27 protein-coding genes are annotated in these 22,812 nt (G+C 69.4%); 10 read left to right on the forward strand and 17 right to left on the reverse strand.

Annotation, left to right across the window (positions count from 1 at the left end):
- Window positions 1–106 precede the first annotated feature (106 nt).
- Both ACQ66R_RS01880 and alr read left to right on the forward strand, forming a co-directional pair.
- Window positions 107–1,597 (forward strand): replicative DNA helicase, encoded by a 1,491-nt coding sequence (locus tag ACQ66R_RS01880; protein WP_430418724.1) that lies wholly within the window; start codon window positions 107–109, stop codon window positions 1,595–1,597.
- 6 nt (window positions 1,598–1,603) lie between these two features.
- Entirely contained in the window at window positions 1,604–2,689 is a 1,086-nt protein-coding gene (gene alr / locus ACQ66R_RS01885) for an alanine racemase (RefSeq protein ID WP_430418726.1), read from the forward strand.
- On the opposite strand, the gene ACQ66R_RS01890 is transcribed toward alr, so the two are convergent.
- Window positions 2,686–3,858, reverse strand: a complete 1,173-nt coding sequence (locus tag ACQ66R_RS01890; RefSeq protein ID WP_430418728.1) for a Yip1 family protein — start codon at window positions 3,856–3,858, stop codon at window positions 2,686–2,688. The two genes, alr and ACQ66R_RS01890, sit on opposite strands and share 4 nt — an antisense overlap.
- Before the next feature lie 142 nt (window positions 3,859–4,000).
- On the opposite strand from ACQ66R_RS01890, the gene radA reads away from it, so the two are divergent.
- Genes radA through ACQ66R_RS01915 form a run of 5 tightly spaced genes read left to right on the forward strand, consistent with a single transcriptional unit; the run spans window position 4,001 to window position 9,217 of the window.
- The gene (gene radA / locus ACQ66R_RS01895; protein WP_430418730.1) at window positions 4,001–5,377 is read left to right on the forward strand and encodes a DNA repair protein RadA; all 1,377 of its coding nucleotides are present in this window, start codon (window positions 4,001–4,003) and stop codon (window positions 5,375–5,377) included.
- Entirely contained in the window at window positions 5,374–5,979 is a 606-nt protein-coding gene (locus ACQ66R_RS01900) for a CvpA family protein (RefSeq protein WP_430418732.1), read from the forward strand. Before radA ends, ACQ66R_RS01900 begins: the two co-directional genes overlap by 4 nt.
- On the forward strand, window positions 5,976–7,466 hold the full coding sequence (gene purF, locus ACQ66R_RS01905) for an amidophosphoribosyltransferase (RefSeq protein WP_430418734.1): 1,491 nt from the start codon (window positions 5,976–5,978) through the stop codon (window positions 7,464–7,466). The genes ACQ66R_RS01900 and purF overlap by 4 nt, the downstream gene beginning before the upstream one ends.
- Window positions 7,463–8,458 carry a bile acid:sodium symporter family protein gene (locus ACQ66R_RS01910; RefSeq protein WP_430418736.1) on the forward strand — a complete coding sequence of 332 codons (996 nt, stop codon included), beginning with the start codon at window positions 7,463–7,465 and terminating at the stop codon, window positions 8,456–8,458. Before purF ends, ACQ66R_RS01910 begins: the two co-directional genes overlap by 4 nt.
- A gap of 12 nt (window positions 8,459–8,470) precedes the next feature.
- On the forward strand, window positions 8,471–9,217 hold the full coding sequence (locus ACQ66R_RS01915) for an SDR family NAD(P)-dependent oxidoreductase (RefSeq protein ID WP_430418738.1): 747 nt from the start codon (window positions 8,471–8,473) through the stop codon (window positions 9,215–9,217).
- Here the strand turns inward: ACQ66R_RS01915 and der are convergent.
- From der to ACQ66R_RS01970, 11 genes are all read right to left on the reverse strand, one after another.
- A complete protein-coding gene (der, locus tag ACQ66R_RS01920) occupies window positions 9,165–10,745 on the reverse strand; it encodes a ribosome biogenesis GTPase Der (protein WP_430418740.1) in 1,581 nt (526 codons plus the stop codon). The genes ACQ66R_RS01915 and der overlap by 53 nt on opposite strands.
- Before the next feature lie 21 nt (window positions 10,746–10,766).
- Window positions 10,767–12,155 carry a PQQ-binding-like beta-propeller repeat protein gene (locus ACQ66R_RS01925; protein WP_430418742.1) on the reverse strand — a complete coding sequence of 463 codons (1,389 nt, stop codon included), beginning with the start codon at window positions 12,153–12,155 and terminating at the stop codon, window positions 10,767–10,769.
- Window positions 12,152–12,928, reverse strand: coding sequence for a tetratricopeptide repeat protein (locus tag ACQ66R_RS01930; RefSeq protein ID WP_430418744.1), 777 nt, complete (start codon window positions 12,926–12,928; stop codon window positions 12,152–12,154). The genes ACQ66R_RS01925 and ACQ66R_RS01930 overlap by 4 nt, the downstream gene beginning before the upstream one ends.
- Window positions 12,929–13,354: 426 nt before the next feature.
- Window positions 13,355–14,008 carry a hypothetical protein gene (locus ACQ66R_RS01935; RefSeq protein WP_430418746.1) on the reverse strand — a complete coding sequence of 218 codons (654 nt, stop codon included), beginning with the start codon at window positions 14,006–14,008 and terminating at the stop codon, window positions 13,355–13,357.
- A gap of 241 nt (window positions 14,009–14,249) precedes the next feature.
- Window positions 14,250–15,077, reverse strand: coding sequence for a 3-methyl-2-oxobutanoate hydroxymethyltransferase (gene panB, locus ACQ66R_RS01940; protein WP_430418748.1), 828 nt, complete (start codon window positions 15,075–15,077; stop codon window positions 14,250–14,252).
- 1 nt (window position 15,078) lies between these two features.
- Complete coding sequence (locus ACQ66R_RS01945; protein ID WP_430418750.1) at window positions 15,079–15,453, reverse strand: hypothetical protein; 375 nt, start codon at window positions 15,451–15,453, stop codon at window positions 15,079–15,081.
- Window positions 15,446–16,045, reverse strand: a complete 600-nt coding sequence (locus tag ACQ66R_RS01950) for an RNA polymerase sigma factor (RefSeq protein ID WP_430418752.1) — start codon at window positions 16,043–16,045, stop codon at window positions 15,446–15,448. Before ACQ66R_RS01950 ends, ACQ66R_RS01945 begins: the two co-directional genes overlap by 8 nt.
- A 25-nt stretch (window positions 16,046–16,070) precedes the next feature.
- On the reverse strand, window positions 16,071–16,451 hold the full coding sequence (locus ACQ66R_RS01955; RefSeq protein ID WP_430418753.1) for a DUF6249 domain-containing protein: 381 nt from the start codon (window positions 16,449–16,451) through the stop codon (window positions 16,071–16,073).
- A gap of 96 nt (window positions 16,452–16,547) precedes the next feature.
- Window positions 16,548–16,859, reverse strand: coding sequence for a hypothetical protein (locus ACQ66R_RS01960; protein WP_430418755.1), 312 nt, complete (start codon window positions 16,857–16,859; stop codon window positions 16,548–16,550).
- The gene (locus ACQ66R_RS01965) at window positions 16,846–17,385 is read right to left on the reverse strand and encodes an RNA polymerase sigma factor (protein ID WP_430418756.1); all 540 of its coding nucleotides are present in this window, start codon (window positions 17,383–17,385) and stop codon (window positions 16,846–16,848) included. Before ACQ66R_RS01965 ends, ACQ66R_RS01960 begins: the two co-directional genes overlap by 14 nt.
- Window positions 17,382–17,831, reverse strand: a complete 450-nt coding sequence (locus ACQ66R_RS01970; protein ID WP_430418758.1) for a hypothetical protein — start codon at window positions 17,829–17,831, stop codon at window positions 17,382–17,384. The genes ACQ66R_RS01965 and ACQ66R_RS01970 overlap by 4 nt, the downstream gene beginning before the upstream one ends.
- Window positions 17,832–17,987: 156 nt before the next feature.
- On the opposite strand from ACQ66R_RS01970, the gene ACQ66R_RS01975 reads away from it, so the two are divergent.
- On the forward strand, window positions 17,988–19,073 hold the full coding sequence (locus ACQ66R_RS01975; RefSeq protein WP_430418760.1) for an alkene reductase: 1,086 nt from the start codon (window positions 17,988–17,990) through the stop codon (window positions 19,071–19,073).
- Here ACQ66R_RS01975 and ACQ66R_RS01980 read toward each other — a convergent pair.
- On the reverse strand, window positions 19,070–19,417 hold the full coding sequence (locus ACQ66R_RS01980) for an ArsC family reductase (protein WP_430418762.1): 348 nt from the start codon (window positions 19,415–19,417) through the stop codon (window positions 19,070–19,072). The two genes, ACQ66R_RS01975 and ACQ66R_RS01980, sit on opposite strands and share 4 nt — an antisense overlap.
- A gap of 12 nt (window positions 19,418–19,429) precedes the next feature.
- Between ACQ66R_RS01980 and ACQ66R_RS01985 the strand changes: the two genes are divergently transcribed.
- On the forward strand, window positions 19,430–19,684 hold the full coding sequence (locus ACQ66R_RS01985; protein WP_430418764.1) for a DUF2164 domain-containing protein: 255 nt from the start codon (window positions 19,430–19,432) through the stop codon (window positions 19,682–19,684).
- 109 nt (window positions 19,685–19,793) lie between these two features.
- Here ACQ66R_RS01985 and ACQ66R_RS01990 read toward each other — a convergent pair whose 3' ends face one another.
- Window positions 19,794–20,774 carry an alpha/beta hydrolase family protein gene (locus ACQ66R_RS01990; RefSeq protein WP_430418766.1) on the reverse strand — a complete coding sequence of 327 codons (981 nt, stop codon included), beginning with the start codon at window positions 20,772–20,774 and terminating at the stop codon, window positions 19,794–19,796.
- A 139-nt stretch (window positions 20,775–20,913) separates the two neighbouring features.
- Between ACQ66R_RS01990 and ACQ66R_RS01995 the strand changes: the two genes are divergently transcribed.
- Window positions 20,914–21,690, forward strand: a complete 777-nt coding sequence (locus ACQ66R_RS01995) for a LytTR family DNA-binding domain-containing protein (RefSeq protein WP_430418768.1) — start codon at window positions 20,914–20,916, stop codon at window positions 21,688–21,690.
- Between the two features lie 9 nt (window positions 21,691–21,699).
- Here the strand turns inward: ACQ66R_RS01995 and ACQ66R_RS02000 are convergent, their stop codons facing one another.
- The 3 genes from ACQ66R_RS02000 to ACQ66R_RS02010 form a co-directional block, all read right to left on the reverse strand.
- Window positions 21,700–22,086 carry a VOC family protein gene (locus ACQ66R_RS02000; RefSeq protein WP_430418770.1) on the reverse strand — a complete coding sequence of 129 codons (387 nt, stop codon included), beginning with the start codon at window positions 22,084–22,086 and terminating at the stop codon, window positions 21,700–21,702.
- A gap of 61 nt (window positions 22,087–22,147) precedes the next feature.
- Entirely contained in the window at window positions 22,148–22,288 is a 141-nt protein-coding gene (locus ACQ66R_RS02005; protein WP_430418771.1) for a hypothetical protein, read from the reverse strand.
- A gap of 17 nt (window positions 22,289–22,305) precedes the next feature.
- Window positions 22,306–22,770: a hypothetical protein gene (locus ACQ66R_RS02010; protein ID WP_430418773.1), complete on the reverse strand. Its 465-nt coding sequence runs from the start codon at window positions 22,768–22,770 to the stop codon at window positions 22,306–22,308.
- Window positions 22,771–22,812: the final 42 nt, after the last annotated feature.

Genomic DNA, 22,812 nt, shown 5'->3' on the forward strand with positions numbered 1-22,812 from the left:
CCGCATGGCGCAGCTTTATCCACAGGCTGAAAATGTGTGTGGACGGGCATCGAATTGTGCCCGGCCACGCCGTGATCCCGACGCTTGCGACCGCTAACGATACCCCATGGCTCTCGTCCCGGCTCTCGATCTGCGTCCCGTGAATTCCGACGTCCCGATGGCGCGCGCGCCGGCGAACGTCGAGGCTGAGCAGGCGCTGCTGGGGGCGCTGCTGTATGACAACGCCGCGTTCGAGCGTCTGGGCGACCACCTGCAGGCGCGGCACTTCTACGAGCCGTTTCACCAGCGCCTGTACGCCGCGATTGAGACCAACATCCGCAAGGGCCAGCTGGCCGAGCCGATCCTGCTGGCCGAGCAGTTCAGCCGCGATCCCGCGTTCGAGGAACTGGGCGGCGTCCGCTACCTTGCCGACCTCGTCAACCGGGCCCCGCCTGCGGCCAACGCCCCGGACTACGCCAACGCCGTCTACGACCTGGCGCTGCGCCGCGACCTGATCCGGATCGGCGGCGACATTGCGACAACGGCCCAGCAGAGCGACGCCGATCTGGACGCGCGGGACCAGATCGAAGCCGCTGAGCAACAGCTCTATCAGCTGGCGGAGACCGGCGGCGTCTCGTCGGGCTTCGTCAACTTCGCCGACGCGCTGCGTGGCGCGGTGGCCATGGCCGCCGAGGCCCACAGCCGCGACGGCGGTCTGGCCGGCCTCTCCACAGGCCTGGCCGACCTCGACCAGAAGATCGGCGGCATGCACCCGTCGGACCTGATGATCCTGGCCGCCCGCCCCTCGATGGGGAAGACCTCGCTGGCCTGCAACATCGCCTTCGACGTCGCCCGCCACTACGCCTGGGAGCCGCAACCGGACGGCTCGAGAAAGACCGTCTCGGGCGGGGTCGTGGCGTTCTTCTCGCTCGAAATGTCGGCTGAGCAGCTGGCCATGCGCCTGCTGGCCGAGGCCTCGGGCGTGTCGGGCGACCGTCTTCGCAAGGGCGAGATCGACGCCATGGAGTTCGGCCGCATTCGCGACGCGGCGCTCGAGATTCAGGAGGCGCCGCTCTACATCGACGCCACCGGCGGCATCACCCTGGCCAAACTCGTCGCCCGGGCGCGGCGGCTGAAGCGAATGGTGGGCCTGGACCTGATCATCGTCGACTACCTCCAGCTCATCACGACGGGCGCCGGCGGGCCGGAGAACCGGGTGCAGGAAGTCTCGATGATCACCCAAGGTCTCAAGGCCTTGGCCAAGGAACTTGCGGTGCCGGTGCTGGCGCTCTCACAGCTCAGCCGCCAGGTCGAGAACCGCGAGGACAAGAAGCCCCAACTGTCCGACCTGCGGGAGTCCGGTTCGATCGAGCAGGACGCCGACATGGTGATGTTCGTGTACCGCGAGGAGTACTACCTGAGCCGCCTGGAGCCCCGCGAGAACACGCAGGAGCACTTCGACTGGCAGACCAAGATGGACGAGGTGAAGGGCCTGGCCGAACTCATCATCGGCAAGCAGCGTCACGGCCCCATCGGCACGGTGAGACTGTCGTTCAACTCCGATACGACCAAGTTCGGCAATCTGGCGCGTGACACGAGCCGCTACGATCCGCATTAGGCGGAGATGACGTCGCCCGACCGCGCCCGACTCACGATCGACCTCGACGCCCTGGCGCACAACCGTGCGGCCATCGCCCAGGCAGCTGCGGGCGCGGAGGTGGCCGCCGTCGTGAAGGCTGACGGCTATGGACTGGGCGCTGGCCCCCTCGCCCGGCGGCTCTGGACGGAAGGGACGCGCACCTTCTTCGTCGCCCGTCTGAGCGAGGGTGAGGCGTTGCGCGCCGACCTGGGCGATCGGGACGCCACGATCTACGTCCTGGACGGCCTTCTGCCGCGCACGGCCGAGCGCTTCGACGCCGCGCGGTTGACCCCGGTCATCGCCACCCTGCCCCAGGCCCACGCTGCGTTGGCCCTCGCCGCGGCGCGCGGACGCTACGAGGCGGCGCTTCAGGTCGACACGGGCATGAACCGCCAAGGCCTGACGCTGGACGAGACCGCCGCCCTGCTGGGCGCGCCCGGCGGCCTGCGAACCTTAGACGTGCGCCTACTGGTCAGCCACCTAGGTTCCGCCACCGAGCCGGAAGAAGCGCGCAATCCGCAGCAACTGAGGCGCTTCCGCGAGGCCCGGGCGATGTTCTCCGGCGTCCGCGCGAGCCTGGCGGCCTCAGCCGGCGCCTTCATGGGCACGGACTATGCCTGCGACATGGTCCGCGCGGGCATCAGCCTGTTGGGCGGCGGGCCCGAGGAGCGAGCCGATTCAAGGCTCAAGGCGGTGGCGACGCTCACCGCGCCGATCCTCGACATCCGCAACCTGCAGCCGGGAGATCGCGTCAGCTACGCGAACGCCTACACGGCCACCCGCCCGATGCGCATCGCGGTCGTGGGCGCTGGCTACGCCGATGGCGTGATCCGTGGCGCGATGGGCAAGGGGCATGCGTGGGCCGCAGGCGCGCTGCGCCCGCTGCTGGCTGTGAACATGGACCTGCTGGTGATCGACCTGGGCGACGGCCGAGCCGCCGTCGGCGATCCGGTCGAACTCGTGGGCCCGCACGCCCTGCTGGACGATCTGGCCGCCGCCGCCGGGACCGTGGCCCACGAGGTGCTCTGCCGGCTAAGCACCCGGGCCGAGCGGATCTATCTGGGCGCCTAGCCCTTGGTCTTGGCCGCCGCCTCGAGCCGCGAAATTCCCACGGCCTCCACCGCGGCCTTCAGCTCGTCCATGGTCACGCCGTTGCCACTGGCCTCGACCATGAAGCGCTCGCCGACGAGAACGCTGTACTCGCCGCTCTTCGCCTGGCGGTCGTAGCTCTCCTGCGTCATGCGGCCATCGACCACTCCGGTCTTCTCGTATCCGGTGGCCGTCTCCTTGGACGATTTCATGTTCACGGCGCCAGCGATGCTGGCCAACGCGCCGGCCTGGCCGATGTCGGTGACCTGCAGCTTCAGGTTCGACTCGCCGCGGGTGTACTGCGCCTCGGCCTGCGAGCCCTCGATACCCGCGGCGGATGCGCTGGAAGCGCTGACCTCGGTGCGGGTGAAGCCGGCGACGCTGGCGGGCAGATAGGCCTTCAGCGAGTCAGGGTCGGTGGCCGTCACCGCCTCGCTATTCTCGATCGCCTTGGCGGCCGCCTGCAGCTTGCCCAGGTCGACCGAGCCTTCGCCGCCCGGCAGCTTCATGGTGCCACTGACCTGCGCCCCATCCATCACTCCACGGCCGGCGCCGGTCAGCGTCGCGACCGAGCCCAGCACCATCATGACAACGATGCCGATCACGATGGCCACGAGGATCACGACGCCGGTATAAGGCAGCGCCTTGTCCTGGGGCGCCTTCATCAGCTTGGGTAGGCCCACGTAGAGCAGGAACAGGCTGTAAAGGCCCACGAGCCCGAGTATCGAGAGCGCGGGAAAGATCGAGAAGACGCCCGCCACCCAGCCGGCGGTGTAGGAATAGGCCGCGACCTTCAGAGCCTGGTTCTGGTCCTTGGTTCCACCGAACGACGGGGCCAGGCCGTCGATGATCAGCGCCAGCACGTGCACCATCGCCAGCGACAGGACGTACATTAGCAGGCCCTGCACCACGGCGGTGACAGGCGACCATTTCACGACGATGCCGAACGCGCCGGCGCCGAAGACGGTCATGCCGATCACCTGGGCGATGGCCGGGATCGCCGCCAGAGGCATGATGTAGCCCGTGTAGAGGCTGCCGACCGTAGGCCGCTCGCCGTCGATCACATCCCAGGTCGCTGCAGGCTTGAGGAGGATGTCTTTCACCCGCTGCACGAGACCCGCGCCTGCCGAACCCGGCTCCACCACGCTCATTGTTTTCTCTCCCAGACCGACGTTGGCTTCGCGTCCCCGACACCCGACCCTATCTGAGCGACACGCGACCACAAGCCATCGCACAGACCCGCCCCCCGCGGTCGGCTAGACTTAGCTCGCATTCGAATCACCTGGAGACCTCATGGCCCGCGACGGCGCCGTGTATGCCTGTCAGTCCTGCGGCGCCGTGCAGACGCGCTGGTCCGGGCAGTGCCCGGCCTGCGGCGCGTGGAACACGCTGGTCGAGGAGCAGAGCAGCCGTGCGCCCGGCGCGATGAAGCCGACCAAGGCCACCAAGTCGCGCCACCTGGCCTTCGAAGGCCTGGACGAGTCGACGCCCGCTCCGCCCCGCATCGCGACGGGCGTCGAGGAATGGGACCGGGTCTGCGGCGGCGGCGTCGTGCCGGGTTCGGCCATCCTCGTCGGCGGCGACCCGGGCGTGGGCAAGTCGACGCTCCTGCTCCAGGTGGCGGCAAGTGCGGCGCGGCGCGGCGCGCGCTGCGCCTACATCTCGGGCGAAGAGGCGGTCGAGCAGGTGCGCAGCCGCGCCCAGCGCATGGGCCTGGGCGACGCGCGGGTGAAGCTGGCGGCCGAGACCAGCCTGCGCATCATCGTCGATGCGTTGAAGGCTGAGCCCTTCGACCTCGTCGTGATCGATTCCATCCAGACCATGTGGAGCGACGCCCACGAGGCCGGCCCCGGGTCGGTGACCCAGGTGCGCGCCGCGGCCGGCGAACTGGTGCGGCTGGCCAAGAAGCGCGGCGTGGCGGTCATCCTGGTCGGCCACGTGACCAAGGAGGGCACGATCGCGGGTCCTCGGGTGGTGGAGCACATGGTCGATGCGGTCTTCGCCTTCGAGGGAGAGCGCGGCTATCCGTTCCGCATCCTGCGCGGCGCCAAGAACCGGTTCGGCGCCACCGACGAGATCGGCGTGTTCGAGATGGGCGACGCCGGGCTCGCCGAGGTGAAGAATCCCTCCGCGCTGTTCCTCAACACGTCCGGCGAACGGGCCGCCGGCGCGGCCGTCTTCGCGGGCATTGAGGGATCGCGGCCGGTGCTGGTGGAGATCCAGGCGCTTGTCGCGCCGTCGGCCTATGGGACGCCGCGCCGCGCCGTGGTGGGCTGGGACTCGGGCCGCCTGGCGATGATCCTGGCGGTGCTGGAGGCCCGGTGTGGCCTTGGGTTCGGGGACAAGGATGTCTATCTGAACGTCGCAGGGGGCCTGCGCATCTCGGAGCCTGCCGCTGACCTCGCCGCCGCCGCCGCCCTCGCCTCCTCCGCCTTCGACGTGGCGCTGCCGCAGGATTGCGTGGTTTTCGGCGAGATCAGCCTGTCGGGCGAGGTGCGCGCCGTGAGCCGTATGGATTCCCGCATGAAGGAGGCCGCCAAGCTCGGCTTCCGCCGCGCCTTCGGGCCCGCCGACAACGAAGCGACCGGGGGCCTGACCTTCACGGGCGTGGCCCGGCTGGCCGACGCGGTCCAGCGGATCCACGACGGAGACTGGGGCGGCAAGTCGTGACCCAGTTCGACTTCATCGTCGTGGGTCTGCTGCTGATCTCGGCGGCGGTGGGGTTTGTGCGCGGCGCCGTGCGCGAGGTGTTCGCACTGGTGGCCCTGGTCGCCGCGGCCGCGCTGGCGCTGTTCGGACTGCCCGTGTTCGGCCCGATGGTGCGCGAAGTGATCAAGCCGGGTTGGCTGGGCACCGCGGCGTCCCTGGTGCTGGTGTTCGGCGTGGCCTTCGTGGCCCTGCGGCTTATCGGCGCGGCGATCGCCCGCCAGGTCCAGAACACCCAGATGCTGGGCTTCCTCGACCGGTCGCTGGGCCTGCTTATCGGCCTGGGGCGGGGCCTCATCGTTCTGGGCGCGCTTTTCCTCATGTTCACCGCAGCCACCCCGGAAGACCTGCGCCCGCGCTGGATAACCGGCGCCCAGACGTGGCCGCTGGCCTCCAGCATGGGCGGTCTGATCCTGAAGCTCACGCCCCAAGGATTGGATTTCGCAGGGCGCCTGAAACCAGCGCTGGACCGCGCGGTCGGCGAAGCGTCAGGTGACAGAACGACGACAGACAGGTACGAGGCGCGCGAACCCGCAGCTGCCGAGCGTCCGGAGCGATCCCGATGAGCCAGGTGAACGAGCGCTGGCGCCAACCAGCGCGCGATCCCGATGATGATTCTCCGCGCCTCGAATGCGGGGTGTTCGGGATTTATGACACCCCGGAAGCCTCCGGGATCACGGCCCTGGGCCTGCACGCCTTGCAGCACCGAGGCCAGGAGGCCTGCGGCATCGCCTCGTTCGACGGCCAGCGGTACCATACCGAGCGGCACATGGGGTACGTGGGCGACGCCTTCGGCGGCGGCGACCTCAACAAGCGCCTGCCCGGCCGCGTCGCCATCGGCCACACGCGATACTCCACCGCCGGCGGCAGTTTCATCCGCAACGTCCAGCCCATGTTCGCCGATCTCGAGGCGGGCGGCATCGCCCTCGCCCACAACGGCAACCTCACGAACTTCCACACGCTGCGCGAACAGCTGGTCCAGGAAGGTTCGATCTTCCAGTCCACGTCGGACTCCGAAGCAATCCTGCACCTGATCGCCCGCTCCCGGCGGCCGAAATTCCTCGACCGCTTCACCGAGGCGCTGCAGCAGATCGAGGGCGGCTACGCCCTGGTCGCGATGACCAACAAGAAGCTGATCGGCGTCCGCGACCCGCTGGGCATCCGGCCGCTGGTGCTGGGCGACCTGAAGGGCAAGGCCGTCTTCGCGTCCGAGACCTGCGCCCTGGACATGATCGGGGCCACCTTCGTCCGCGACGTCGAGCATGGCGAGATGGTCGTGGCCGACGACAAGGGCCTGCGCAGCTTTCGGCCCTTCCCGGCGCAGCAGGCCCGCCCCTGTATCTTCGAGTACGTCTATTTCGCCCGTCCCGACTCGGTGGTGAATGGCCGCTCGGTCTACGAGGTTCGCAAGCGCATGGGCCGCCGGCTGGCGCAGGAAACGCCCGCCGACGTCGACGTTGTGGTCCCGGTCCCCGACTCGGGCGTGCCCGCGGCCCTCGGCTTCGCCCAGGAGGCCGGCCTGCCCTTCGAGATGGGCATCATCCGCAACCACTATGTCGGCCGCACCTTCATCCAGCCCACCCAGGGCGAACGCGAGCTGGGCGTGCGCATGAAGCTGGCGCCGAACCGCGCCGTGCTGGCGGGCAAGAAGGTGCTGCTGGTGGACGATTCCATCGTTCGCGGCACGAACTCGGTCCGCGTGGTGAAGATGGTTCGCGAGGCCGGGGCCGCCGAGGTCCACCTGCGCTCGGCCTCGCCGCCGATCCAGTGGCCCGACTACTACGGCATCGATATGCCGGACCGCGAGAAGCTGTTGGCCGCGAACCACAGCGTGGAGGAGATCGCGAAGCTGTTGGACGTGGATTCGATGGGCTACCTGTCGGTCGACGGGCTGTACTGGGCCATGGAGGCCGGTGAGCGCAACGCGGCTCATCCGCAGTTCACCGACCACTACTTCACCGGCGACTATCCGACACGTCTGCTGGACAAGGAAATCGCTCAAGGCCGCAACGAGCTGGTCGAGCGACAGCTCTCGTTCCTGGTCGACGCGTGAACCTGATCGGGCGGATCAAGCCCGACTGGTATCTGATCTTCATCATCGGCGCCGGGGTCCTGGCCTCGGTCCTCCCTGCGCGGGGCGAAGCGGCTGTCTGGCTGGGCGGCCTGACCAAGGTGGCCATCGCGGTCGTGTTCTTCCTGCATGGCGCGCGGCTGCCGCGCGAGGCCGTGATCCGCGGGATCGTGCACTGGCGGCTGCACCTGACGATCCTGGCGGCCACCTTCGTCCTCTTCCCGGCGCTGACCGTCGGGATGACTCTCCTGCCGGCGTGGATCACGCCGCCAGAGCTGGCGGCCGGGCTGATCCTGCTGGGCTGCCTGCCGTCCACCATCCAAAGCTCCATCGCCTTCGTCGGCATCGCGCGCGGCAATGTGGCCGCCGCCGTCGCCTCGGCCTCGGCCTCGAACCTGATCGGCGTGTTCCTGACACCGTTGCTGGCCGGACTGCTGATGCACACCGAAGGCGCGGTGAACCCCAGCGCCTTCACGATCATCATCGTGCAGCTGCTCGTCCCGTTCGCCCTGGGCCAGGCGGCGCGGCCGTGGGTCGGCGAGTTCGTGGCGCGGCGGAACAAGCAGCTGGGCCTGCTGGATCGCGGCACGATCGTGCTGATCGTTTACGTGGCCTTCTCCAGCGCCGTCGTGGAGGGCGTGTGGAGCCGGCTGGGCGCGTTGGACCTCGTTCGGCTGCTGGTGTTGTGCTGCGTGTTGCTGGCGGCCGTGCTGGCGATCACCGCGCTCGCGGCGCGGGCGCTGGGCTTCTCCAAGGAAGACCAGATCGCGATCGTTTTCTGCGGCTCGAAGAAGTCGCTGGCCAGCGGCGCGCCCATCGCGGCCGCGCTGCTGACGCCAGCCGTGGCGGGGGTAGCCATGATCCCGCTGATGGTCTTCCACCAGATCCAGCTGATGGCCTGTGCGGCGCTGGCGCAACGCTACGCCCAACGGCCGGACACGCCCCCGCCTGACAATGGCGTCCAGACGGGCTAGAGAGCCCGCCTCATGTCTACGCCGCTCAAAGATCACATCGCCCTCGTCACCGGCGCCAGCCGGGGTATCGGTCGCGCCGCCGCGCTCGCGCTGGCCGAGGCCGGCGCGCACGTTGTCGCCGTGGCCCGCACCCAGGGCGCCCTCGAAGAGCTGGACGACGAGATCCGCAGGCTCACCGGTCAGTCGGCCACGCTGGTCCCCATGGACATCGGCGCCGAAGGCGACGGGCTGGACCAACTGGGCCTGGCGATCCACCAGCGGTTCGGCCGTCTGGACGTGCTGGTGCACGCCGCGGCGATGCTGGGACCGATGACGCCGGTGTTCCATGTGGATCCGAAGCAGTGGGACCGGGTGGTTGCGGTGAACCTTACGGCCACCTTCCGACTGATTCGGTCGTGCGAGCCGCTGCTGCGCGCCTCAGAGCGGCCTCGGGCCATCTTCCTGACCAGTGGCCGGGCGATCCGGCCGAAGGCGTTCTGGGGGCCCTACGGCGTGACCAAGGCCGGCCTGGAGCATCTGGTGCGCACCTGGGCCGACGAGCTGGAGCAGACCAAGGTCCGCGCGGTGCTGCTGGACCCCAGCGTGATGCGCACCCGCATGCGCGCCGAGGCCATGCCCGGCGAGGATCCGAGCGGCCTGCCGGATCCGTCCGAGATCGGCCCGCTGATCGTCGAGTTGGCCCAGGCCGACCTGGGCCTGCCGACCGCTAGCGTGGTTTTCGAGAACTGGAAGCAGGCCGGGACGCTCGCTTCGGCTTGACGCCCGGGCGCAGCAGCTTGGCGGCGCGGCCGCGCGGCGCGCCGTCCTTCACCTTACGCGGCTTCTTCGGACCCTTGGCCTTGCCCTCGGCGCCGGCACGCGCCTTCTCGGCGGCCTCCTTGCGGGCCTTGGCCACCATGCCGGTCTTGCGAGAGGTCGGCGCGGTCTTGGCGGGGCCCGGCCCGCTCTTGGCCTCGCCTTCGGCGTAGGGGTTCTTGTTCGAGCGCACGGTCAGGCGGATCGGCACGCCCGGCAGGTCGAAGCTCTCGCGGATCGAGTTGATCAGATAGCGGCGGTAGTGGTCGGGCAGCTGGTCGGCGCGGCTGGCGAACAGCACGAACGTGGGCGGCCGGGCCTTGATCTGCGCCATGTACTTGGGCTTCACGCGGCGGCCGTTCACGGCCGGCGGCGGGTGGCGTTCGGTGGCCATGCGCAGCCAGTCGTTGAGATCGCGCGTCTTGACCTTGGTCGCCCAGTCGCCGTGCGCCTTGATCACCGCGGGCATCAGCCGGTCCAGGCCCTTGCCCGTCTCGGCGGAGAGCGCCACCACGGGCGAGCCCTTCACCTGGGGCAACAGCCGGGTCGCCTCCTCGATGAACTCGGCCAGCTTGGCGCCAGGGTCCTCGACCAGGTCCCACTTGGCCAGGCAGAACACCAGGGCGCGGCCTTCGCGCTCGACCAGGTCGGCGATCTGCAGGTCCTGGATCTCGAACGGGTGGGTCGCGTCCATCACCAGGATCACCACCTCGGCGAAGGTGATCGCGCGGATGGAGTCGTGCGTGGAGAGTTTCTCCAGCTTTTCCTGAACCCTGGCCTTGCGTCTTAACCCAGCCGTATCGACCAGACGGATGGCGCGATCGTCCCAGGTCCAATCGACGGGGATGGCGTCGCGGGTGATCCCGGCTTCGGGGCCCACGAGCAGCCGGTCCTCGCCGATCAGGGCGTTGACCAGCGTGGACTTGCCTGCGTTCGGCCGCCCGACGATGGCGATGCTGATCGGCTTGTCGGCGGCGTCCGCCTCGTCGTCCTCGTCTTCGATGGCGTAGACGGCGACCGCGGCGTAGAGGTCGGCCATGCCCTCGCCGTGCTCGGCCGAGATCGGGATCGGCTCGCCCAGGCCCAGACCGAAGGCCTCCAGCACGCCGCTCTCCGAGGCCTTGCTCTCGGACTTGTTGGCGGCCAGCACGACCGGCTTGCCCTTCCGGCGCAGAACGTCGGCGAAGATCTCGTCGGCGGGCGTCACACCCTCGCGGGCGTCGACCACGAAGATCGAGATGTCGGCCTCGTCGACCGCGAGCTCGGTCTGGGCGCGCATGCGCGCCTCCAGGCTCTCGTCGGTGACGTCCTCGAAGCCCGCGGTGTCGATCAGGTCCAGGTCGAGGTCGCCGAGGCGGCCCGTCCCGAAGCGGCGGTCACGGGTCACCCCTGGCTGGTCATCCACGATGGCGAGCTTCTTGCCCGCCAGCCGGTTGAACAGCGTGGATTTGCCGACATTCGGTCGCCCGACGATCGCGATCTTAAGCGCCATGGGCCCCTTGTAGCGTCCTGATCAGCGAATCGCGATCAGGTCCGCCTCCTGCGTAATCACATAGACCATGTCGCCCATGGCGATCGGGGCGATGGTCGAAGCACCCTTCAGGCTGAGGCGCTTGATGACCTCGCCGGTCTTGGCGTTCAGGGCGACGAGTTCGCCCGTCTGGCCGACCATCAGCAGGCGCTCGCCGGCCAGCAGCGGGCTGGACCAGATCGGCCGGTTCTGCTTCTGGCCGCCAAGCCCGAAGACCCCGCCCTTCTTCTTGGCCTTGAAGCCCTCGTTGAGGTTCTTCATCCAGTAGATCTGGCCGCTCTCACGGCTGGCGCAGATCACCTCGCCGTTCTTCGAGACCACATAAACCACGTCGCCGGCCGGCATCGGGGCGGTGACGCCCACGACCGGCAGGCTCCAGCGGGCCTGGCCCGTGCGCAGGTCGGTCGCGGCGAAGACGCCCGAGTGGCTGACCGCGAAGACGTCGCCCTGGTAGATCACCGGGCGGCCCGGGATGTCGCGGATCTCGGACAGTGCGCTGGTGCGGCTGGCCCGAGACAGGGCCTCGTTCCAGAGGTCGTTGCCGTTGGACGTGCGCAGGGCCACCAGTTCGCCCGAGCCGAACGCCGCCACTACGGTGTCGCCCGACACGGCCGGGCTCGACGCCGATAGGATGCGGGCCGTCTCCGATAGCGCCTGATAGTTCCACGACGGGGCGCCGGTGGCCGTGTCGAAGGTCAGCAGCGTGTTGTCCAGCGCCACCGCGAACACCCGGCCCCCCGAGACGGTGGGGGCGCCGTGAATGGGCTCGCTGGTCTTGGTGCGCCAGCCGACCGCACCGGTCTTGGCGTCGATCTGGAGAACCTGGCGGTGCCCCGAGGCCGCGTAGATCTTGCCGTCAGCGTAGGCGATGCCGCCGCCGAAGCCCAGCTTGTCACGCTTGTTGTCGCCGGGGTTGGTGCTGGTGCGCCAGATCTGCGAGCCCGTGCGGGCGTCCATGGCCACGACGCGGCCGTCGGCGTCCATGGCGAACACCTTGCCGTCGGCGGCGATCGGCGGGGCGGTCACGTAACGGCCGCGCTTGTTGGCCTGGCCGAAGTTCTTGCGCCACGCGATGTCCAGGTTCGGGGCGGCGTCGACCGAGCCCGCCGACTGTTCAGGCGTACCGCCCGGCAGCGGCCAGGATTCGAGCTTCACCGGCGTGGGCAGGGCGAAATCGACGCCCTTAAGCGCTTCCGCCGGCTCCAGCACCTGGTCGGCGGCGATGATCGAGATGCGCTGGCCTTCGCCGGCCAGCTCCGACGGAGCCTCGTCCTTCTTGTCGAAGGGGTTCAGGCGGCTGACGGTCGAGCAGCCGGCCATGCCCAGCGCGGCCACCGCGACGGCGGCCAGGATCGTGTTGCGACGGATCATTGGGGCGCGCCCGCCTCGGGTTGCGGCCCGGCCGCGCCGGGAGGCGGGCCCAGCAGCGCCGACGGATCCATCGGCAACTGCGGGGGCAGCGCGATGGCCGTGCTGACCACGCTGGCCAGTTGCTTCGCCGACCCGGAGTCGATCAGCGCGATCGCCGCCTGGGCCCGCGCCTGGGCGCCCTGGGCGGCGTCCAGCGACTGCGAGATCAGCACGAAGTCGCCGCGGGCGCCGGCGGTGTCGCCCGCGCGCAGCTTCACGAAGGCCAGCGCTTCGCGCGCCTGGACCCGGTACGGACGACCTTCTTCCATCAGCGGCTTCAAGCGCCCCTCCAGCTCGGTACGAGGAGCCGTGTCCAGGAGCGCCAAGGCGGATTTGAGGCGCGCGGCGTCGGCGATCACCGGGTCGGACGCCACCTTCGCCGCCTCGTCCAGCAGCTTGACGCCTTCGACGGTCTTCTTGGCGTCGAATTCATAGGCCGCCAGATGCATCATCGAGAGCGCCTTGTAGGCCGAGGCCTGCGACTTGGAGATCTCGGTCCACAGCTTGCGGGCGCCGTCGCGGTCGCCCTGACCGAACGATTCCATGGCCGCGGCGTACTGCTCGGAGGCCTTGCTGGTCTGGTTGGTGCGCCAGGTGTCGTAGCCCCAGTAGCCGAGGAACGCCAAAAGCACGGCCGCGACGAGCCCCCCGGCCCAGGGCAGCGCCTTTTGGGCGAGCTGCTTGTAGCGGTCGGAGCGAAGCTGCTCTTCGACCTCTTCGAATAGATCGGTCACGTACGGGGGCTCCGGGCGGCGCAAAGTCTCAAAACGAGGGGCGGAACCTATAGTGCGCGCCGCCCTGCCTCAAGCCTGCGAGCCGTCGAGCCGCAGGGGCGGTCAATTGGGGCGTACGAAAAAGGTTCGAAGCGGGGGTTGAACCGCGGAAAGCACGCGGAGGGGGCTGGGCCGGTGACGCTGTGCGCGCCGCAGGCGCTGTTTGGATTCAACCACGAACCACACGAACCCCACGAACATGCGTCCGCGCGCTCGGAGGTGGACCTGGAGCGTTCGTGTGGTTCGTGTGGTTCGTGGTTCGAAGAAGGCGCTTCGCGCGGAACCACGGACCATCGCGGACCAGCACGGACGGAGCCGCGTGGGTGTCGGTGATGGTCGGTGATGGTCCGTGGTTCGATGTCGAGGGCGCTTCGCGCGGGCGGCGCGTCAGCCGGAGGGGCGCCAGGGCGGTTTCGCGGGACGCGCCGGGGTGTAGTCCGGGGCCGTCGCTTGCAGGCCGGCGGTGAAGGCGCGGGCGGCGGCGTTGGCGGCGGCGATGTCTTCGGGTGTGGCGGGTTCGGGGTCGGGGAAGAAGGTGGGGTCCGGCAGATCCCGCCAGCGTTGGGCGTAGTCGTCGGGGAGGCCCAGGGCCTTGCAGACGCGGCGGATGACGGCGTCGACGTCGTCGACGATCCAGTCGGGCTTCTCGGTCCAGTCATCGACTTCGCGGTCGAAGCGGTGACACCAGTCGGTGTGGAGCGTCTCGTCGCCATCCGCGGCGGCGGAGATCACCCGCTCGACGGCGTCCTGCACCAGCGCGGTGCGCTCATCGATGGCCTGGTCATGGAGATCTCGTGCGGAACGGCGCGGCGCCTCGCGTTCGGCCATGGCGCGGTCGGCCCTCAGCTTGCTGAGCAGGGCGAGCGTCTGGCGGAGTGAACGGGTGAGCCGGGTGTAGGCGCGGGCCAGGTCGGAGAGTTCGGCCACCTCTTCGGTGGCGAGCGCCTTGTTGTGGAGGCGCTCGGCGAAGGCGAAGTCCATGCGGGCCGCGCGGGCCAGCAGCTGGTCTTCCTCGAAGATGTCGGGCGTCTCGCCGGGCATGGTCGGGAGTGGAACACGCCCCTACGACAAAAACGGTCTTAGAAGCGCGCCTCGCTTCCAACTTTTCTTTGAACGTCATGGCCGGGACAGGCCCGGCCATGACGTTCTCAGGGTTGGTGATGGAGCGCGGGCGGGGATGCGGTGCGCCCTGCGGCCAGCGCCTCGTATCTGGGTGGCCGGGACAGGCCTGGCCATGTGGTTCAGGGGTATGGGATGAGGGGGGTTCAGGGCTTCGGGAGCCCTACCCCGCCTTGGCGAAGTAGATTTCGGCGGGACCCGGGAAGGTGCGGTTGCGCACGTCTTCGGCGTAGGCCGCGACGGCCTTGGCGATCTCGCCGCGGATGTCGCCGTAGCGGCGGACGAACTTGGGGGTCCAGTCGAACAGGCCCAGCATGTCGTCGGTGACCAGGATCTGGCCGTCACAGCCGGCCGAGGCGCCGATGCCGATGGTGGGGACGGCGATGTCCTGGGTGATCTCGCGGGCCAGGCCCTCGGCCACGCCTTCGACCACCACGGCGAAGGCGCCGGCGTCGGCGGCGGCGCGCGCCTCCTCCAGGATCAGGCGGCGTTCCTCGCCGCCCTTGCCCTTGGCCTTGAAGCCGCCCTCGACCATGACCGCCTGGGGCCTCAGGCCCACGTGGCCCATCACCGGGATGCCGCGGCGGACCATGTACTCGATATTGGCCGCCACCGTGGGGCCGGCCTCGACCTTCACGGCGCTGCAGCCGGTTTCCTTCATGACGCGGGCGGCGTTGTCGTAGGCGACCTCGGCCGAGCCTTCGTAGCTGCCGAACGGCAGGTCGACCACGACCATGGCGCGGCGCGACCCGCGCATGACCGCCTGGCCGTGGAGGATCATCATGTCGAGGGTGACGCCCACGGTGTTGGGCAGGCCGTGGATCACCATGCCGACGCTGTCGCCGACCAGCAGCAGGTCGCAGTGCTCGTCCAGCAGATCGGCCATCGGGGCAGTGTAGGCGGTCAGGCAGACGATGGGCGTCCCGCCCTTGCGCGCGAGGATGTCCGGCGCGGCGACACGACGGACGGGCGCTTCCCGATGGCTGGACAAACTACATTTCCTCGATCAGCCGCGACGCGAAGTAGAACATGGCCACCGCCGCCAGGGCGACGGCGATCCACACGCCATAGCCGCCCGAAAGGGCCGACACCATGTCGGTCGAGGGTGAAACGCGCGAAAGGCCCTGACCGACCAGTCGGGCCGACTGTTCGGCGGTCTCGACCCGCTCGAAGAGATTGGACATGAACAGCTGGCTGGCGCCGATCACGCCGCCGGTGAGGCCTGCAGCCCCGATCAGCCAGCGGCGCAAGTTCCAGCCGCGGTCCAGCTTGCTTTCGATCCGCTGGGCGAATGCGGCCGCGTCCGGAAGTTCCGGCGCGTCCATGAAGAGGCGTTCCAGACGCCGCTCGAAATCGAGTTCAGCCATTGCTCCGCCTCCCTTCAACAGTTGCGCCAGAGTCGCCGGCTTCCTTGGCCGGCGCCAGTCGCGCTCGGAGCTTTTCCAAACCACGTTTGACATGGGATTTGACCGTTCCAAGCGGCAGGTTCAAGGCCTCAGCCGCCTCCCCATGAGAAAGACCCGCGCCGTAGCACATCGACACGCAGAGCCGCTCGGCCGGGCTGAGGACCTTCAGGGCCTCGTCCAGATCGATGCGGTGGTCGGCGTCTCCGGCCGTGGCGTCGGCCTCTTCATCGGTTCCTTCGACCGCCAGTTCGGCGAGCCGCTTCTCGCGCTGCAGGCGGCGCAGATACTGCCGCGCCGCGATGCGTTTGACCCAGCCCGCGAAGGTCCCCTCCCCGCGGAACTCGGAGATCCGCTCGAACGCGGCCAGCAGCGCGTCCTGGGCGACATCGTCGGCTTCGGCGCCCTGGGCGCCCATCCGACGCAGCAGGCCCCGGATCGCAGAGCCGTGACGACGCACCAGCTCCCCGAAGGCGCGCCGCTCGCCCGCCGCGGCGTGGGCGCAGAGCTCCACATCGTGGAGACTGGCGTAGGTCGAGATCGTTGCGCCCGACATGGGCATCTATCCCCCGATCGCGCGCTTAGGGCTTCGTCTTGTTGAGCGAGGCCAGGGCGATGAAGGCCAGGCCAATGAAGATCGGGAAGGCCGCGATGCCCAGGATCGGGTAGAGCGCGTCGGCTTCCTCGAAGCTGACGGCCGCGCCCATGGCGACGAGGCCCGCGCCGATGCCCAGCCAGATGATGCCGGTGCGCAGGTCACGCTGCGGCGACGGCGGCAGGCCCGGCGTGCGCACATTCGACGACATGGCGTCGATGATCTCGGTGGGCAGCGGCTGGCCCTTCTCGATGGCGACCCTGAGGGTCTCGGCCATCCGCTGGCGTTCCATGCTCTTGAAGTAGCGCGGAACGATCACCAGCGCGGCGATCATCGCGAAAAAGCCCAGGGGGATCAGAATTTCCATCTCGATACAGTCCTCTCCAGGTGAGCGGCTTTCCGCCCTTTCTGATGGTTAGAGGCGCAGGACTGGCCCGACAGATGCAGACCCGCGCATGAAACCTTAGTCATGATTCCGGAGGCCACCCGGGATCAGGCGACCGTCGAGCACCGCCACGGCGGTGACCGCCAGGGTCAGGCAGGCCATGACGGGAACCAGTCCCGCGGAGGTGGTGGTGAGCAGCGGCGACAGCGTCGGCCAGGCCGCCCACAGTACGAACCCGCCGGCCGCCGCCACGATCGCCAGCAGGCCCATGTCGGCCACGAAGCGGCGTCGCGCCACCTCGGCCATCACAGCGGTGGAGAACGCGGGGTCGCGGGCCGGCGGTTCGTCCTCGGCGAAGAGGGCCTTCAGGCGCGCGTCAGCTTCCATCATCGGAGCCTCCCAAAACCTGCAACAGCCGCGTGCGGCCGCGCGTGACATGACTCTTTACCGTGCCCAACGGAAGGCCAAGCGCGTCCGCCGCCTCCGCGTGGCTGAAATCGGCCGCCAGGCAAAGGGCCACGCAGGCCCTCTGGTCCGGCGGCAGTTCGGCGAGCGCCGCTTCGAGCGCCAGGCGCTCGTCGGAGAGCGGGCGGGCGGACACGGGGCGATCGGCTTCATAGCCGGCCTCGCGGGCGCGGCTGCGGCCGGCGCTGCGGATCGCGCTCAGGTGCTTGTTGTAGCCGATGCCGCACAGCCAGGCCCGGACGCTGGCCCCGGACTCCAGCTTTCCGATCGCGGACCACGCCGCCAGGAACGTCTCCTGAGCCAGATCGTCGGCCTGGGCCCAGTTCCCGCAGGTGCGGCGCAGGAAGGCGCGCAAAGCCGCCTGGTGGCGTTCCACCAGGCGCGCGAAGGCGGCGGTCGAGCCCGCCTTGGCGGCCTCGACCAGCTGGGTGTCCAGGCCCTCGGGGCTCATCGGCTCCGGAAGGTCGAGGTGAAGATGGCGGCCACCAGGTGCCCCGCAGCGACGCAGGTCATGATGATCGCAACCAGCCGGAAGGGCCAGTCGACGCCGGGGATGTCGGCGTACTCCGAGGCGAACCAGAAGCCCGCCGCCACCGCGCCGGTGATGATCGCCGTGCGCCAGGCCCAATAGGGCGTGTAGCGCCAGTAGCGGTGGCGCATGCGGCGGGCGGCGCGGCGGCCGACGCGGCCATACATCACGTCGTCCTCGTCATCCTCCTCGTCCTGCAGCGCGCGCAGCAGTTCCGGCGGCGGATCCTTGCCCTGACTGGTGTAGCTGCGGAGCAGGTCCAGCCGGTCCTGGCTGCGCTTGTAGGACAGCCAGCGGTCCCACGCCCCGAACACGAAGAAGGCCAGGGGGAACAGCAGCCACCAGTAGCTCGAGAAGAAGTCTTCCATCTTGCGTCGCTCCGATCCGGCGACGGAGCCCTCTCCGACCGCCCTTTGCCTCTAGTCGCCGCCGCCCGGGCGATTGGATGCAGCGGTCGCCGCGGTTCTGGACTGACGCCGCGTCCGGCCTCCCAAAGTCGTCGCTGCTGCGATGGAGAGCCCCCGATGACCGACCTGTTCGACCCCTGCGAATTCAACGGCCTCAAGCTGCAGAACCGCATCGCGCTGTCGCCGCTGACGCGGACGCGCTCGAACGACGCCGGCGAGGCCGGAGAGCTCCAGGCGCTCTACTACGCGCAGCGCGCCTCGGCGGGTCTGCTGATCACGGAAGCCACCCCGGTGGCGCCGGGCGGGCGCGGCGGGCCCAACATCCCCGGCCTGTGGAACGACGACCAGATCGCGGGCTGGCGGCAGGTGACGGACGCGGTTCACGCCAAGGGCGGCGTGATCTTCAGCCAGCTCTGGCACGCGGGGCGGCTCAGCCACTCGTCGCTCGGCGGCGGCGAGGCGCCGATCGCGCCTTCGGCCTACCGCCAGCCGGGCCAGATCTTCACGCTGTCAGGCCCGCACGACTACGAAGAGGCCCGGGCGCTGCGCCTCGACGAGATGCCGGGGATCGTCGAGATGTTCCGCGCCGGGGCTGTGCGCGCCAAGGCGGCCGGGTTCGACGGCGTCGAGCTGCACGCGGCCCACAGCTATCTCATCGATGCGTTCCTGCGCGACATGACCAACAAGCGGACCGATGCGTACGGCGGCTCGATCGAGAACCGCGCGCGGCTGCTGGTGGAGGTGCTGGAGGCGATCATCGGCGTGTGGGGGCCCGAGCGGACAGCCGTGCGGCTGGCGCCCATCGGGCATGCCTACCAGGCCTGGGATTCAGATCCCGGGCCGCTCTTCACCTACGTCGTGGAGCGGTTGAACGACCTGAAGGTGGGCTGGCTCGACATGGTGGAGGGCGACACGGGCATCTCGCGCACCGCCGAGCCGTCGTTCGACCTGCAGACGCTGCGGCGCCTGTTCAAGGGCGTGACGATCGCCAACAACATGTACGACCGCGACCTGGCCATCGCCGCCCGCGCGGCCGACACCGCCGACATGATCGCGTTCGGCCGCCCGTTCATCGGCAACCCCGACCTGGTCGAGCGCCTGCGCCGCAACGCCCCGCTGCACGTGGCCGATCCGCGCAGCTACTACGGCGGCGGCGCGCGGGGCTACACCGACTTCCCGACCCTGGAGACCGAGGCCGGCTAGTCCGAAAGGGCCGCGTAGACCTCGGGCTTGAAGCCGACCGTCAGCTTGCCGCCGCGGTCCAGGACTGGGCGCTTGATCATCGAGGGCTGGGCCAGCATCAGATCGATGGCCTTGGCCGCGTCGATCCCCTGCTTCTCGGCGTCGGGCAGCTTCTTGAACGTGGTCCCGGCCCGGTTCAGCAGCACCTCCCAGCCCAGCTGGCGCACCCAGCCTTCCAGGGTGGCACGGTCGATGCCGACCTTCTTATAGTCGTGGAAGTCGTAGGCGACGCCGTGCTGGTCCAGCCAGGTCCAGGCCTTCTTCATCGTGTCGCAGTTCTTGATGCCGTAGAGCACAGCCGCCATCGGGGCCTCCGCATGTCGAAGATCGAACTCCCCAAGGACACGCGCGACGCCCTGGCCGTGGCGCTGTCGCGATACCTCAAGGATGAGCATGACGTGGAGGTGACGGGATTCGACGCCCACTTCCTCCTCGACTTCATCATCGAGACCATCGGGCCGCACGTCTACAACCAGGGCCTCGCCGACACCCACGCGCTGCTATCGAAGAAGCTGGACGAGCTCGGCGAGAGCATCTGGCACCTGGAGAAGCCGGCGAAGCTGCGGCGCTAGAGCGCGTTGGGCGAAAGTGGAAGCCGGTTTCGCCCCTGAAACGCGCTCTAAATCAAAAAGATGGAGCCTGTTGATCGGGTTCAGATGATCCATCTGAACCCGACAGGCTCTAGCGCAGCTTCTCGCGGAAGAAGCGGACGACCTCCCTGTTGAGCTCGACGTGGAAGGCTGAGCGGTCAAAGCCCGGCGTAGGCGTGCAGATGGCGGCGGCGCGGGCGACGGCCTCGGGCGCGCAGGCCGGCAGGAAGTCGAAGTGGTCGGCGCCCTTCACGAAATGGAACTCGGGCGGCGTCGGCAGGCCCGCGCGGACCGGCTCGACATAGAGCGGCTTGGGCAGCACGCGGTCATGCTCGGCCTGCCAGAGCTGGATCGGCATGGTGAGCGTCTTAAGGCTGGCTTCGGTGAAGGCGTAGCCGATGGCGGGCGCGGCCGAGACGATGACCTTGAGCCGGCGGTCCGGCGTGGTCTGCGCCCAGGCCTTCGGCGGACCGCTGGCGCGGATGAGGGCGCAGTCGAAGTACTCCGGGTGCGCGCCGCAGTGACGGCCCAGCCGGGTCGGATCCGCCACTGCGCCGGCGGCGGCAAGCACGGTGAAGCCGCCCGACGAAAAGCCGAACGCCCCCACACGCGCGGGATCCAGGCGATCCTTCTCCGGCCAGGCGCCCAGCATGTGGTCCACCAGAAGGCTCAGCTGGCGCGGCCGGTTCGGCATGTCGGTGGCGCGGCTCTGGTCGCGATAGTTGTCGCCGGTGTGGGTCAGCGCGGCGGCCACGAACCCGGCCTCGGCCAGGGCGATGGCGGTGTCGTAGTGGCTGCCGAAGAATCCGCCGTTGCCGTGCGACATCACCACCAGCGGCAGGCGCTCGCCCTTGAAGGGCGCGCCGGCCGCGACGGTCTGCGACGCCAGGCCGAACGGAGTCGGTTTGGCCGCCGCATCGGTGGGGTACCAGACGCCCACCTCGATCTGGGCGCCCGAGGGGTCGGGGATGTTGAGGACGCGGAAACCGACATCGGCCAGGGCCGGCGTGGCCAGCGACGCCGCAGCGACGGCGGCGGCAAGAATGCGAACGAGAGCGGACGGACGGGACATGGGGCTCCTCACGAAGATGACGTCCCTGCCCTCGCCCGCCGCGGCGGCCTTCGCCAGAGCGCCTTCGCGAATGGGCGAACGGGTTCGCGGGCCGGCAGGCGGGTTCTCAGACGCCCGACGCGCGCTGTAGAAGGGGCCCATGGCCGAGGCCCATCCGCTCCCGTTCAACACCCCGCGCGACTGGGCGATCGACCTGGCGGTGGCGGCGGGCGGCGGCGTGTTCCTGGGGCTCGTGGGGCCGTTCGGCAGCTACTACAACGACGACGCCCTGCCCCGCGTCGCCTACTGGGTCGGGACCTTCACGCTCAGCGCCCTGACCTATGGCCTGGCGATCCGCTGGACCATGCCACGGGCCGAGGCCGCCGGGGTGCCGATCTGGGCCTGGCTGCCCGCCATGGCGGTGGTGGTCTGCGCGCCGGTCGCCATTGCGACCCGGCTGATCGCCGTCGCCGTGTGGCCGTTCATCAGCCGGGTGGGCTGGCTGGAGTGGTACGGCCAGTCGCTGCTGATCACCGTCTTCTTCACCGGCGGATACGTCCTGCTGCGCCAGTACCTGCAGCCGAGGCGGCCGGCGCCGGTGCGGCCCGAGCCTGCCGACGGAGAGGCGCCGATTCTGCGGCGACTGCCCGGGCGACTGGGGCAGAACCTGCTGTGCCTGCAGATGGAGGATCACTACGTCCGCCTGCACACCGACCAGGGATCGGAACTCGCCCTGATGGCGCTCAGCCAGGCGATCGCCGAGTTGAACGGGTTGGAGGGCCTGCAGGTGCATCGGTCCTGGTGGGTGGCCCGGCGTGCGGTGACCGGCGTGATCGAGGACGGCCGCAACCTGCGCCTCAGGCTCTCCAACGGCCTCGAAGCCCCGGTCTCCCGCGCCAGCGTCGCGAAGCTCCGCGCCGCGGGCTGGATCGGCTGAGCCGCATCTTCAGCCGCGGGGCGTCGGGCCCTTCCAGTTGAGCTCGATGGTCACGCCGTTGGGGTCGCGCACGAAGATCTGCCGCACGGAGGTTCCGGGCGTGGCCGTGGCGCGGAACGGCAGTCCGGACGCTTCGACCCGAGCCAGGGCGTCGTCGTAATCGGCGATGTCGAAGGCGAAGTGATCCAACGCCGAGCCGGCGCTGTCGGCCGCAGGCTTGTCGACCTGCACCAAGTGGACGACATCCTTGTCGCCCGCGTAGAGCCAGGCGCCCGGGAACGGGAACGGTGGCCGCCAACCCTCGGCCAGGCCCAGCACGTCGACCAGGAACGCCTTGGTCGCCGCGAGGTCGGCGGTGCGGATGTTGATGTGGTCGAGGGCGCGGATCAGGCTCATGACGCGAACGTGGGCCTTCCCGCACCGGCCCGCCACCTCGATGGCCGATCCGACTGGGTTTTCAATCGAACTCGTCGAAGCGAGGCCCAGGTTTCGGACGCTCGCTCAGGCGCCAAACGAGGTAGCCCGCGCCGACAAGCAGGATGATCAGCACGGCCAACGCCACCCAGTGAAAAGCCATGCTGAAGGTCAAGCTGGGCATCCGGCCGCGCCGGCCCGCTACTTCGGCGTGACGCTGGCGACGGCCAGCCAGACGCCGGGCTTGTAGTGGCAGTAGCCCTCGTCCTTCTCCCGAACCTCGGCCGCCACCGTGGCGCAGGCGCCTCCGACCCGGCCGACGATCGTCACCAAGCGGGGCGCTGTCTGCGGCGCGGTGTCGAGTTGCGCCTTGGGCAGGTAGAGGCCTACGCGCCGCTGATCGAGGATCACGATGGAGAGCGCGTCGGTCTGAGCCGCCTCGGCCCGGCTGGGATAGAGGGCGATGTCGCGCCACCAGCCGTCGAGGCTGACGCACTTGCCCACGAACTCGGCCGGATTGGCCGCGACCTCCGCCGGCTCGGCGGCCCTGGCCGTCTTCGCCGTGCAGCCCTTCGCGTAGGCGGCGGACGGCGCAGGATCGCCGGCCAGGACCGGTGTCGTGGTCCACAGGCTCGCGAGGACAGCGGCAGTCATCAGTCGGCGCATCGGGGCCCTCTCCTGCGGCGATCCATAAACGACAAAGGCCCC

It is taken from the genome of Phenylobacterium sp., assembly GCF_965284355.1.
GTDB lineage: Bacteria > Pseudomonadota > Alphaproteobacteria > Caulobacterales > Caulobacteraceae > Phenylobacterium.

Bases quoted from the DNA above. Each gene is read 5' to 3' on its own strand.
- ACQ66R_RS01880 (WP_430418724.1), top strand. From the start codon at position 107: ATGGCTCTCGTCCCGGCTCTCGATCTGCGTCCCGTGAATTCCGACGTC.
- alr (WP_430418726.1), top strand. From the start codon at position 1,604: ATGACGTCGCCCGACCGCGCCCGACTCACGATCGACCTCGACGCCCTG.
- ACQ66R_RS01890 (WP_430418728.1), bottom strand. From the start codon at position 3,858: ATGAGCGTGGTGGAGCCGGGTTCGGCAGGCGCGGGTCTCGTGCAGCGG.
- radA (WP_430418730.1), top strand. From the start codon at position 4,001: ATGGCCCGCGACGGCGCCGTGTATGCCTGTCAGTCCTGCGGCGCCGTG.
- purF (WP_430418734.1), top strand. From the start codon at position 5,976: ATGAGCCAGGTGAACGAGCGCTGGCGCCAACCAGCGCGCGATCCCGAT.
- ACQ66R_RS01915 (WP_430418738.1), top strand. From the start codon at position 8,471: ATGTCTACGCCGCTCAAAGATCACATCGCCCTCGTCACCGGCGCCAGC.
- der (WP_430418740.1), bottom strand. From the start codon at position 10,745: ATGGCGCTTAAGATCGCGATCGTCGGGCGACCGAATGTCGGCAAATCC.
- ACQ66R_RS01925 (WP_430418742.1), bottom strand. From the start codon at position 12,155: ATGATCCGTCGCAACACGATCCTGGCCGCCGTCGCGGTGGCCGCGCTG.
- ACQ66R_RS01935 (WP_430418746.1), bottom strand. From the start codon at position 14,008: ATGCCCGGCGAGACGCCCGACATCTTCGAGGAAGACCAGCTGCTGGCC.
- ACQ66R_RS01945 (WP_430418750.1), bottom strand. From the start codon at position 15,453: ATGGCTGAACTCGATTTCGAGCGGCGTCTGGAACGCCTCTTCATGGAC.
- ACQ66R_RS01950 (WP_430418752.1), bottom strand. From the start codon at position 16,045: ATGTCGGGCGCAACGATCTCGACCTACGCCAGTCTCCACGATGTGGAG.
- ACQ66R_RS01955 (WP_430418753.1), bottom strand. From the start codon at position 16,451: ATGGAAATTCTGATCCCCCTGGGCTTTTTCGCGATGATCGCCGCGCTG.
- ACQ66R_RS01960 (WP_430418755.1), bottom strand. From the start codon at position 16,859: ATGATGGAAGCTGACGCGCGCCTGAAGGCCCTCTTCGCCGAGGACGAA.
- ACQ66R_RS01965 (WP_430418756.1), bottom strand. From the start codon at position 17,385: ATGAGCCCCGAGGGCCTGGACACCCAGCTGGTCGAGGCCGCCAAGGCG.
- ACQ66R_RS01970 (WP_430418758.1), bottom strand. From the start codon at position 17,831: ATGGAAGACTTCTTCTCGAGCTACTGGTGGCTGCTGTTCCCCCTGGCC.
- ACQ66R_RS01975 (WP_430418760.1), top strand. From the start codon at position 17,988: ATGACCGACCTGTTCGACCCCTGCGAATTCAACGGCCTCAAGCTGCAG.
- ACQ66R_RS01980 (WP_430418762.1), bottom strand. From the start codon at position 19,417: ATGGCGGCTGTGCTCTACGGCATCAAGAACTGCGACACGATGAAGAAG.
- ACQ66R_RS01985 (WP_430418764.1), top strand. From the start codon at position 19,430: ATGTCGAAGATCGAACTCCCCAAGGACACGCGCGACGCCCTGGCCGTG.
- ACQ66R_RS01990 (WP_430418766.1), bottom strand. From the start codon at position 20,774: ATGTCCCGTCCGTCCGCTCTCGTTCGCATTCTTGCCGCCGCCGTCGCT.
- ACQ66R_RS01995 (WP_430418768.1), top strand. From the start codon at position 20,914: ATGGCCGAGGCCCATCCGCTCCCGTTCAACACCCCGCGCGACTGGGCG.
- ACQ66R_RS02000 (WP_430418770.1), bottom strand. From the start codon at position 22,086: ATGAGCCTGATCCGCGCCCTCGACCACATCAACATCCGCACCGCCGAC.
- ACQ66R_RS02005 (WP_430418771.1), bottom strand. From the start codon at position 22,288: ATGCCCAGCTTGACCTTCAGCATGGCTTTTCACTGGGTGGCGTTGGCC.
- ACQ66R_RS02010 (WP_430418773.1), bottom strand. From the start codon at position 22,770: ATGCGCCGACTGATGACTGCCGCTGTCCTCGCGAGCCTGTGGACCACG.